The sequence below is a fragment of the Isachenkonia alkalipeptolytica genome, assembly GCF_009910325.1.
Classification (GTDB): Bacteria; Bacillota; Clostridia; order Peptostreptococcales; family T1SED10-28; genus Isachenkonia; species Isachenkonia alkalipeptolytica.
Genome location: NZ_SUMG01000038.1, coordinates 1 through 9,253 on the forward strand (window position 1 = coordinate 1; position 9,253 = coordinate 9,253).

At 41.9% G+C, this 9,253-nt stretch carries 13 protein-coding genes; 4 read left to right on the top strand and 9 right to left on the bottom strand.

Going from position 1 to position 9,253, the window contains the following annotated elements:
* Window positions 1-418: 418 nt before the first annotated feature.
* Window positions 419-1,345 (bottom strand): DMT family transporter, encoded by a 927-nt coding sequence (locus tag ISALK_RS14325; RefSeq protein WP_160723497.1) that lies wholly within the window; start codon window positions 1,343-1,345, stop codon window positions 419-421.
* Window positions 1,346-1,587: 242 nt separating this feature from the next.
* On the opposite strand from ISALK_RS14325, the gene ISALK_RS14330 reads away from it, so the two are divergent.
* Entirely contained in the window at window positions 1,588-2,208 is a 621-nt protein-coding gene (locus tag ISALK_RS14330; RefSeq protein ID WP_160723499.1) for a flavodoxin family protein, read from the top strand.
* 96 nt (window positions 2,209-2,304) lie between these two features.
* On the opposite strand, the gene ISALK_RS14335 is transcribed toward ISALK_RS14330, so the two are convergent.
* Window positions 2,305-2,844: a peroxiredoxin gene (locus tag ISALK_RS14335; protein ID WP_160723501.1), complete on the bottom strand. Its 540-nt coding sequence runs from the start codon at window positions 2,842-2,844 to the stop codon at window positions 2,305-2,307.
* A 236-nt stretch (window positions 2,845-3,080) separates the two neighbouring features.
* Here ISALK_RS14335 and grxC point away from each other — a divergent pair, with 236 nt between their 5' ends.
* Window positions 3,081-3,335 carry a glutaredoxin 3 gene (gene grxC, locus ISALK_RS14340; RefSeq protein WP_160723503.1) on the top strand — a complete coding sequence of 85 codons (255 nt, stop codon included), beginning with the start codon at window positions 3,081-3,083 and terminating at the stop codon, window positions 3,333-3,335.
* Window positions 3,336-3,397: 62 nt separating this feature from the next.
* On the top strand, window positions 3,398-3,988 hold the full coding sequence (locus ISALK_RS14345; RefSeq protein WP_160723505.1) for a nitroreductase family protein: 591 nt from the start codon (window positions 3,398-3,400) through the stop codon (window positions 3,986-3,988).
* Window positions 3,989-4,038: 50 nt separating this feature from the next.
* Here the strand turns inward: ISALK_RS14345 and ISALK_RS14350 are convergent, their stop codons facing one another.
* Together ISALK_RS14350 and ISALK_RS14355 are read right to left on the bottom strand one after the other, a co-directional pair.
* Window positions 4,039-4,893: an energy-coupling factor ABC transporter ATP-binding protein gene (locus ISALK_RS14350; protein WP_160723507.1), complete on the bottom strand. Its 855-nt coding sequence runs from the start codon at window positions 4,891-4,893 to the stop codon at window positions 4,039-4,041.
* Window positions 4,890-5,594 (bottom strand): energy-coupling factor transporter transmembrane component T family protein, encoded by a 705-nt coding sequence (locus tag ISALK_RS14355; RefSeq protein ID WP_160723509.1) that lies wholly within the window; start codon window positions 5,592-5,594, stop codon window positions 4,890-4,892. The genes ISALK_RS14350 and ISALK_RS14355 overlap by 4 nt, the downstream gene beginning before the upstream one ends.
* Window positions 5,595-5,759: 165 nt before the next feature.
* On the opposite strand from ISALK_RS14355, the gene ISALK_RS14360 reads away from it, so the two are divergent.
* On the top strand, window positions 5,760-6,116 hold the full coding sequence (locus ISALK_RS14360) for an ArsR/SmtB family transcription factor (protein ID WP_160723511.1): 357 nt from the start codon (window positions 5,760-5,762) through the stop codon (window positions 6,114-6,116).
* 43 nt (window positions 6,117-6,159) lie between these two features.
* On the opposite strand, the gene ISALK_RS14365 is transcribed toward ISALK_RS14360, so the two are convergent.
* From ISALK_RS14365 to rplM, 5 genes are all read right to left on the bottom strand, one after another.
* Window positions 6,160-6,783 carry a class I SAM-dependent methyltransferase gene (locus tag ISALK_RS14365; protein ID WP_160723513.1) on the bottom strand — a complete coding sequence of 208 codons (624 nt, stop codon included), beginning with the start codon at window positions 6,781-6,783 and terminating at the stop codon, window positions 6,160-6,162.
* Window positions 6,784-6,814: 31 nt separating this feature from the next.
* Window positions 6,815-7,189: a putative signal transducing protein gene (locus tag ISALK_RS14370; protein WP_160723515.1), complete on the bottom strand. Its 375-nt coding sequence runs from the start codon at window positions 7,187-7,189 to the stop codon at window positions 6,815-6,817.
* Window positions 7,190-7,191: 2 nt separating this feature from the next.
* Window positions 7,192-8,043, bottom strand: a complete 852-nt coding sequence (locus ISALK_RS14375; RefSeq protein ID WP_160723517.1) for a DMT family transporter — start codon at window positions 8,041-8,043, stop codon at window positions 7,192-7,194.
* A 68-nt stretch (window positions 8,044-8,111) separates the two neighbouring features.
* Window positions 8,112-8,504 carry a 30S ribosomal protein S9 gene (gene rpsI / locus ISALK_RS14380; RefSeq protein WP_160723519.1) on the bottom strand — a complete coding sequence of 131 codons (393 nt, stop codon included), beginning with the start codon at window positions 8,502-8,504 and terminating at the stop codon, window positions 8,112-8,114.
* A gap of 22 nt (window positions 8,505-8,526) precedes the next feature.
* Window positions 8,527-8,958, bottom strand: coding sequence for a 50S ribosomal protein L13 (gene rplM, locus ISALK_RS14385; protein ID WP_503466090.1), 432 nt, complete (start codon window positions 8,956-8,958; stop codon window positions 8,527-8,529).
* Window positions 8,959-9,253 lie beyond the last annotated feature (295 nt).

Below are 9,253 nucleotides of genomic sequence, written 5' to 3' on the forward strand. Positions count from 1 at the left end.
CAAGACATTTATCCGTATTTCATTACTGACTTCGAAATTTAAGCTGATATTATCAGCATTCTTAGTTTTAAAAAACTAAGGAATTTTCGAGGCTTGTCTATACTGTTTTAAATTGTCGAAGAACTGTTTTGTCCCCGCCGGAAAATCGAAATCTCCCTTTAGCGACTTTTATAATATATCATATATATTAATGGATGTCAACGGTTTTTTTAATCTTTCGGACTTTCTCTTTTTGTCTCATCTCAATGGGTCCAGCCCTTTTGATTCAACCGTCTAACAACCAATCGCCAGCTTTTCAGCGACAAGATTTATCTTATCATCTTCTCTGCTCTCCGTCAAGGCTTTTTTTCACTTTTGTCTTTTCGGATTTTTCCGGGTTTTACTTTCCCGTTTTTAGCGACTCAACTAATATACCACCTTAGCTTTTTTGTGTCAACACTTTTTTACCTTTAGCCAACGAGTTTATCCAGAGGGATTTTACATTTGCCAAGGATATTCCAAGGACAATGACGATCCCCCCAAGAATTTGCAAAGGATAAAGGGTTTCTTTCAGTACGATGGCCGCCGCCAGCACGCCTACAAAGGGCATTAAATTAATATATACATTCGTAACCGTAGCTCCCAACTCTTTTAAGGCGGAAAGGTACATAAAGGTACAAAGGGCGGAACAAAACAGGGTCAAATACAGTATATTTCCCCAGGAAACCATGGAAATGGGGCCCCAGCTCCTGTACTCCATTAATGCCACGGGAAGCAAAACCAAACTGCCGTAAAGACTTTGATAGGTCGAGTTGAACAATATGGAGTACTTGTTCTCCAAGGTCTTGTTTGCCAAGGAAAAGACCACCCAGCTCAGGGCCGCTCCGATAAGAAGCATACTACCTATTATTTCACGGTACCCTCCGCTGATCCTTAGGGAGTTCCCGATGACAAGGCCCACCCCGGCCAGGGTGATCACCGCCCCCAGGCTTTCAGCTTTTTTAATGGGTCTTTTCAAGAAAACCCTCTCCCCCAGCATGGTGAAAATTGGAATCGAAGCCAGTAGAATGGTTGCGTTGGCTGCACTGATCAAACTGATTCCGTAGGTCTCTAAAATAAAATACAGGGATATCCCCGTGACTCCGCAAAACATCATCCTTTTTCGGTCTTTTTTCTCCAGACGCATTTCGGGATTTATTTTTCGGTTGATGCTCCAGAGTAAGACCGTGGCCAAGCTGAACCGAATAAAAGCCAGGGTTCCCGGAGGTACTTCCTCTAAGACTATCTTCGTATTGGTAGCGGAGATCCCCCAGAAAAATACGGTTAAGAGGATTAATATGTTCGCTTTGATTTTATTGTTTTTCATTTCATCCCTTCTTTCTTTTACCCTAAGCCTAGAGCCTTTGACGATTATTAACGAACCTTTATCTGTATTCATTATAACTTGTCATAACTCCTCTGTACATCCAAATAAAACACTTTATTCATCATTATTGGGCTTTTTGATTGAGGGAATCTGTTGTATACTTAATGTATTCAAACACCATCAATCAAAACCACCAAATAATTCAACTTTATGGCAATCAAAACTCGAAAGGAAGTGTTATAATGAAAGTATTAGCTATTCTCGGCAGCCCTATCCGCCGGCGGAATAACGAATTTCTTTTAAACAAAGTTATCCAAGGGTTAGAGGATCATATCCCAAAGGATGAAACCGTGGAAGTGGACTTTGTTTCCGTCCAAAGCCTGAAGGTCAGTCCCTGTATCGCCTGCGACCGCTGCACCAGAATTAAAGGATGTGTCTTCCAGGACGATATGTCCTATTTATACAAAGCCTTCAACGATTCCGATGTCATTCTTTTTTCTTCCCCCCTTTATTTTAACTCCGTCAGCGCCCAAGCAAAAGCAATTATTGATCGTTGCCAGGCCATCTTCTCCAGTAAATATGTACTGAAGGACCCTATGATTGATCGAAACCGGAAACGACTGGGTCTTTTCATTTCAACCGCTGGGGTGGATATGAACGATGATACCGAGCTTTTCAAAGGGACCCTCCCGGTTATGGATCTCTTTTTTCGCTCCATTAACACGGAGTATGTGGGCAATCTGTTCATCGGTAACGTCGACCGTGTTAAAACCTCGGATAATCCCGAAGCATCCCATGCTGCCCGGGAATGGGGCCGTCGTTTGGTAAACAGCTACAGCAACCCTGCAAGTTCTCAAAATTAGGGGCTCAGGTTTTTCCCCGAAAGAAAAAAAGGGTCTCCATTTTATTTGGAGAACCCTTTCTTTTTATCCTTTTACAGATGCTCATCTCTCTCGTCTTTACAGATGCTCATCTCCCTCGTCCCAATCAATGGGGCATAGACCACCGGATTTCAGCGCTTTTAGTACCCGGAGGGTTTCTTCCACGCTGCGCCCTACATTCAAGTCATGTACTACGGAGTAGCGTAGAATTCCTTCCGGATCTATGATGAATAATCCTCTTAAAGCAATTCCATCTTCCTCTACCAATATCCCGTAATCCCGGGCTACTTTTTGGGTCATATCCGAAGCCAGAGGAAAGTTCAAGGCTCCCAAGCCACCATGCTCTTCCGCTTGATTGATCCAAGCTTTGTGAGAGTGTTCACTGTCGGTGCTGGCACCTAAAATCTCTGCCCCTTCCTTTTTAAAGTCTTCTATATGTTTGTTAAAGCCTTTAATTTCCGTTGGGCATACAAAGGTGAAATCCAGGGGATAAAAAAACAGTACCAACCATTTTCCTTTATAATCCTCTAGGGATACCTCACTAAAATTTTCCCCGCTTCCGTCCACGGTTTTCATTGTAAAGTCCGGTGCATTTTTTCCAATCATTCTTTCTGGCATAATTAGTTACCTCCTGTTGTATTTTTAGTTTTATTTTCTTACACATCCTATTATATACCACGGGAAAGGATTTTTAAACAATAATTTTTATTCTTTGATAAACAGTCTCATCCTCCAGGGAATTCCACCGTACTTTTAAAATTTAGTGATTTTCCGCACCCCTTGTTGGGTAAGTATATATTAAATTATCAAAGCTTTTTTCACATTCTGCCTTGCTAATCAGAGAGGATGATCAAATGAAGCCTGTAAAAGTTTATTCCAAAAGCTATTGCCCTTTTTGTCATAAGGCAATACAGTTATTAGAAGAAAAAAACATCAACGTTGAAATCATTGATATTACCGGAGATGAAGATCGCATGATGACCCTGTCCAGCGAAACGAACTGCGACACGGTCCCCCAGATTTTCATCGGGGATGATTTTATCGGCGGCTGTGATGAATTGATGGCTCTAGAGGAAACAGGAGAGCTGGAGAAGTTGCTGGAAGGCTGAATTTTCTTTCGGACATATTAAATAAAGATTTAGGCTCATTATAAATAATAGGAGGGGATTACATGAGTGAAAAAAATTTAAAAGAATGTTTGGACACCATTAAAGATATTCGAAGCGTACGAAATTATGTGGATCAACCGATAGAAAAGGAAGTATTAAAAAACATTGTGGACTGCGCCCGAATGGCACCTACCGCAAGAAATATCCAGCCCTGGGAGTTTGTTGTGGTAACCGATAAGGATAAGTTAAAGAATATATCCGAAATCATTCCCCAGGGAGAATTCATTAAAAGTGCCGCTGCGGGCATTCTGGTATTCTGTCATAAAAATACGGAGTATTTCCTGGAGGACGGCTCTGCGGCTACTCAAAACATTCTGGTATCCGCCCGTTTCCACGGGTTAAAGTCTTGTTGGATCGCCGGCTATCAAGGTCCCTATTACGAAAATGATGATATACCCATGTGTGAAGGAGTCCCCTGTACCCCTATACCGGATCTCTATCAGATGCAGAGCAATCTAAAAAAAGAGTTCGAAGTTCCCGAGGGTTTCGAGCTGATTTCCGTGGTCTCCTTAGGTTACAGCAATGACAATCCCCCTGCCGATAAGCGGGCCTTAGCGGATGTCATTCACTGGAATACCTTTAACAAAAAATAAGAAACCAAACAGTAAAAGGCCTTCAAAACAAAGTTTTGAAGGCCTTTTTTTCATTTATCCCCTTGTTTTTCTTCTAATTCCTTAAACATCATCAGCAATTGTTTTTCTGCATCCCCAACGTTTTGGGGCGACTTCATGTCGTACCCCCGGGATTTCAATTTTAAAAACAGTTCCGTTAATATAGGGACTTCTAAATCCGCCTTGATGATGGCTTCATAATTGTTAAAAACCTCTTGATAATCTCCCTTTGCCACCACATGTCCCCGATCGATCACATAAATAACATCTGCGATTTCCGGTACCAGATTAATGTCATGGGTGGTTATGATCATGGTGGTGTCATGTTCCTTGTTAATATGGTTCAAGTGTTTGACCATTTCCGTTTTGGACTTTGGATCCAGGGACTCAAAGGGTTCGTCCAAAATCAGAATTTCAGGATTCATCACCATGGCCCCCGCCAGGGCCACCTTCTTTTTTTGCCCCCCACTGAGGTAATGAGGAATCTTATTTAGCAAAGGATCGATTCCGAAATCCCTTGAGATTTCCTTTACCATATGGTCTACCTGATCCTTCTTTATGCCGTTATTTTTCGGAGTAAAGCCAATATCATCGTATACCCGGGGACCGATGATCTGTTCATCCACATTTTGAAAAACCACCCCCAGCTTTTTCCGTAATTTCTCAAAGTCTTTTTTCGGTGACATCCCCAAGACTTCCACCGTGCCTTCCAAAGGAGTAAGAAACCCGAGGATATGATTTAACAGCGTGGTTTTCCCCGCACCGTTGGATGCCAGTATGACCACCTTTTCCCCTTTATTCACTACAAAATCCAGCCCGCAAAGATCCACCTCGGTCTGGTCCGGATAAACATGCTTCAAACAATTTACATGAACGACTTTATTCATAACACATTCACTCCTATCACTGCCAGTATTCCTACCAAAATCATCAAAAGATCTTCCCTTCCCAGGGGCCATAGTTTTACGTCGGATTTGATTCCCCCTTTATAACCTCTTAAAGCATAAATTTGATACATTCGCTCACTCATATCAAAGGAGGTTATAATAATCACGCCGATGGCTCCCACCATATTTTTGGCGTTTTTAAAAACATTAAAGGAGTAATACCCTCCTCGTAGGCGCATGCTTTTTATTAGGTTTGTGGTTTTTTCTATGAGAATAAATATCCCCCGATAGGTAAACATAAAAACATCCACCAGGAGCATGGGCATCCACAGAGAGAGAAAGGAAAACAAATCCGTATAGGGGGTGGTGGTGATCAGAAGGATCATGGTCATCCCCGCGCCTACTGCCCGGACGATAATCAATAGCCCTCCGGGGATAGAATTCCCCATTTCCATTAATGCAAAGATGGAGCTAAAAAAAGCAGGGTATAAGGCCAATTGAAGAACCAGACGAACAGGGACTTTTGCAATCCAAAAGGAGAGCAGAATAACCCCTAAAAGCCCCAGTCCTTTAGCAATGGTGTTACTGGTAATAAAAGCCGTTACCATGATGACGGTAAAGAGAACCTTGCTCCCAACCAGGGCCTTATGAAAGTAACTATAGGTACTGTTTGATATACGATCGATTTGTGCTAGATGCATAATAATCTCCCCTAAACCCTCTCTGATTTTATTGCATGTCATTTGCATTTACTATTTGTTTATTGTACTGCCCCAAATCCTCTTTGTCAACTGCATTATAAGACTAGGTTATGGCACGGTTTTTTGCTATAATAGGAGTAAGCCTTTTACAAGGAGGATGGAAAAATGGAATATGATATTATGTTCAAAGCTTTAGGAGAACTTTCCCGCATTAAAATCGTTAAATTACTCTCCATTAAAAGTATGTATGTCTGCGAACTGGAAAGCATTCTAGAGATGAGCCAGCCCAGGATTTCCCAGCATTTAAAAATATTGAGACAGGCAGAAATTGTGGACATGGAAAAACAGGGGCAGCGCACAATTTATACCCTCAATAGAAATAATATCAACACCCTGCTTTTTGCTTTCAATAACTTTTTAGAGGCCCCCCTGGAAGACCTGTCTTTTTTCCAGGATTTTGCTAAAAAGATTAATGCCATCGAAAAGGATCCCAGCATTTCCACCTGTAAGTTCAATAGATAACCGGGGTTACCCTTTCTTCAAACTCTTTTTATAAATTTTTAGATTATGATTTTTTAAGTCGGCACAGGGCTACCATTAAAAAGTACTTCTCCCCGGGCTTGGGCTTCTCAATTTGCTGACCTCTTTGACAAAACAGTTCCACTTCAAATCCCCCTTCTTCCAGCAGTGCCACAAATTCTTCCCGGCGATACTGACGGATATGATAGGGGGAGGCGCAGGGAACATCCCGACCCTTTCCAAAGGGAGTGGAAATGATCAAGGTTCCCGTTTCTTTCAACAGCCCCGCAAGATTTTCTACGCATTCCCGGTCTTTTTCTATATGCTCAATGGTCTCAAAGGACAAAATGGTATCGAATTTTCCGTAGCCTTCCACAAGTCCGGGATACAAGATATTTCCCTGTTCAAATCGGGTTTTTCGAAAACCATACATTTCCCGGGCATAGGCAACGCTTTTTTCACATAGGTCAATGCCAAGATAAGAATCAATTTTTTTATCATAAATTTCCTCTAATAGGATATCCGCTCCGTAACCCACCCCGCAGGCAATATCCAAAACCCGTCCGTAGGCATATTCCTTCGCAAAAATGTATCGTTCCATATGCTCTAATAACATACCGTTATCCGCTTTCATGAATTCCGGTATCACTCGTTCCCCCGTATATTCCATAACGTTATTCCCCTTTCCTTAAGGCCTGTCCCTAAGCGCTTCGCCACCACAACAGCAGCCATAATAGAAAAATGAGGAAAATCCCCACTTTGAACATTTTTACCTGTACCTTATTTTGTTGATGGCCTTTTCCGTCTTTTTCAGGATTCCTCTCCCCTACGGGGTTCCCTTCGATATCGGTAATCCCAAGATCAAGAAGAATTTCCCGGGCAATCCCGTAGCTTTCCTCCGATACATAAAGATCTACTCCGTACATGGATCTCCCCATGTAGATGCTTAGATAATCCCCGCCTTCACGGTGTTTTTTCAGTAAAGGAATCCCTGCTTTTTTCAATTCCGCTTCTATGATTTCCACCTTCATATCTTCCCCTACAGTCATTAAGAAAACTTCTTTTGATTTTTCCATGGTTATTCCACCTTTTTTTTACTTGCATAGTAGTTTACATAGGCTCCCGTCAAAATAAACAGTATCCCGATCAAACTGTACTGATCCGGGATCTCCAACCAAATTACTGCTCCTATCAGGGTTGAAAACACAGTTTTCCCGTAGGAGTAAATGGATAAATCTCCGGCCTGGGCATAGCGATAGGCGTAGGTCATTAAAAACTGGGCGCCGGTGGCAAATACCCCGACCCCCAATAAGCTTAGAAACTGCAAAGGGGTTGGCCATTGAAACTGTCCGAGGGCCATAAAGGGAATCGCAACCAGTACGGAAAAGGCGGTGAAATAAAAAATAATCACCTGGGGCTTATCCGTCAACCGGAGATGGCGTATGGTGGTGTAGGCCGCGGCGGCAAAGAAGGCCGACATCAATGCGATCAGTGATGGCAGGATGGTGGCATTGAATTCCGGTCTGATAATAAAGATCACTCCCAGCATGGCCAGAAAAACCGCAGGAATCTGCAGTTTTTTTATAGGCTCTTTCAAAAACCAGGCCGAAAGGATCACCACAAAGAAGGGGCTCATTTGATTCAGTACCACGGCATCGGATAAAGGGATCTCCCCCAAAGCATAAAAGTATAGGAAAACCCCGGTGAGTCCAAAGATGGAGCGAAAAATGAGCCCTCCACGATTTTTCCCCTTAAAATTTCCACCGGTCCTATATATCATATACCCAGAAATGAGCATCCCTATAAGATTACGAAAAAAAACTATTTGCATCGTCGGAATTTCCCCGGTATATTTCACTGCGGATGCCATTAAGGCAAAACACAGGGAGGCTAAAATCATCAGTAGTATTCCTTTGTTATGGTCCTTCATGGCCCTCTTCCTTTCAGAGAAAAACCCCCAAAACTCGAAAGTTCCAGGGGTTTGAATGTTTATTCCAATTATCTTTTGGAGAATTGTGGAGCTCTTCTTGCTTTTTTAAGACCGTATTTCTTTCTTTCTTTCATTCTTGAATCTCGAGTTAAGAATCCGGCTCTTTTTAAGGTTCCTCTGAGTTCCTCATCGGATTTCACAAGTGCTCGTGCAATTCCATGTCTTAATGCTCCCGCTTGTCCGGTAAATCCTCCACCGCTTACAGTGGCGATCACATCGTATTTGCTTAAGGTATCCGTAATATCCAGGGGTCGCTTCACTTCATTTCGCAACGTTTCGTAGCTTAAATACTCGGATAAGTCCTTTTTATTTATTGTAACGTTTCCATTACCGGGAACCAGTCGTACCCGGGCAATTGAACTTTTTCTTCTTCCTGTACCTTGAATAGAAAGCTTTTCCATTGTTAAAATCCTCCCTTCGATTTTATAGTTCTAAAGTTTCCGGCTTTTGTGCAGCATGATCATGCTCAGGGCCAGCATATACCTTTAGTTTTTTGATAATTTGGCTTCCCAGTCGGTTCTTAGGAAGCATTCCCTTTACTGCATTATGAATAAACAGTTCCGGTTTTTCATCCCGCATTCTTCTGTAGCTGATTTCTTTTAATCCACCGGGATGTCCTGTATGGTATCGGTAAAATTCTTTGTCCAGTTTCTTTCCGGTTACTTCAATTTTTTCTGCATTGATTACGATTACGAAATCTCCTGTATCCACATGGGGGGTGAATTCCGGTTTATGTTTACCTCTTAAGATTTTTGCGATCTCAGAGCTTAATCTACCTAAGGTTTTCCCTTCAGCATCTACAACAAACCATTTTCTTTCCAGCTCATTGGACTTTGCCATATAAGTTTTCATCATTTTCCCTCCTTATTGATCTTTACATTACAACTTGATTCTCTTGATCTGATATAAACGATCATGTATATGAAGATCCGGGGCTAATGGATCTCTTCATCTATTTGTACACTAAACCATTTTAATACAACGCACCGGGTGTGTCAAGGGTTTTCTATGGAATCCCGGCCTAATATGATCCATATATGATAATGTCTTAATATATCACAAGTGACTATGTCCCAAATACTATTAAATCTATTATAATAGAACCTCAGGACTAAGAAATGAGGTGGACATAATCAGAAAGGTAATATTA

Bases quoted from the DNA above. Each gene is read 5' to 3' on its own strand.
- ISALK_RS14335 (WP_160723501.1), bottom strand. From the start codon at position 2,844: ATGCCAGAAAGAATGATTGGAAAAAATGCACCGGACTTTACAATGAAA.
- ISALK_RS14330 (WP_160723499.1), top strand. From the start codon at position 1,588: ATGAAAGTATTAGCTATTCTCGGCAGCCCTATCCGCCGGCGGAATAAC.
- rpsI (WP_160723519.1), bottom strand. From the start codon at position 8,504: ATGGAAAAGCTTTCTATTCAAGGTACAGGAAGAAGAAAAAGTTCAATT.
- ISALK_RS14370 (WP_160723515.1), bottom strand. From the start codon at position 7,189: ATGGAAAAATCAAAAGAAGTTTTCTTAATGACTGTAGGGGAAGATATG.
- ISALK_RS14360 (WP_160723511.1), top strand. From the start codon at position 5,760: ATGGAATATGATATTATGTTCAAAGCTTTAGGAGAACTTTCCCGCATT.
- ISALK_RS14355 (WP_160723509.1), bottom strand. From the start codon at position 5,594: ATGCATCTAGCACAAATCGATCGTATATCAAACAGTACCTATAGTTAC.
- rplM (WP_503466090.1), bottom strand. From the start codon at position 8,958: ATGATGAAAACTTATATGGCAAAGTCCAATGAGCTGGAAAGAAAATGG.
- grxC (WP_160723503.1), top strand. From the start codon at position 3,081: ATGAAGCCTGTAAAAGTTTATTCCAAAAGCTATTGCCCTTTTTGTCAT.
- ISALK_RS14325 (WP_160723497.1), bottom strand. From the start codon at position 1,345: ATGAAAAACAATAAAATCAAAGCGAACATATTAATCCTCTTAACCGTA.
- ISALK_RS14365 (WP_160723513.1), bottom strand. From the start codon at position 6,783: ATGGAATATACGGGGGAACGAGTGATACCGGAATTCATGAAAGCGGAT.
- ISALK_RS14350 (WP_160723507.1), bottom strand. From the start codon at position 4,893: ATGAATAAAGTCGTTCATGTAAATTGTTTGAAGCATGTTTATCCGGAC.
- ISALK_RS14375 (WP_160723517.1), bottom strand. From the start codon at position 8,043: ATGAAGGACCATAACAAAGGAATACTACTGATGATTTTAGCCTCCCTG.
- ISALK_RS14345 (WP_160723505.1), top strand. From the start codon at position 3,398: ATGAGTGAAAAAAATTTAAAAGAATGTTTGGACACCATTAAAGATATT.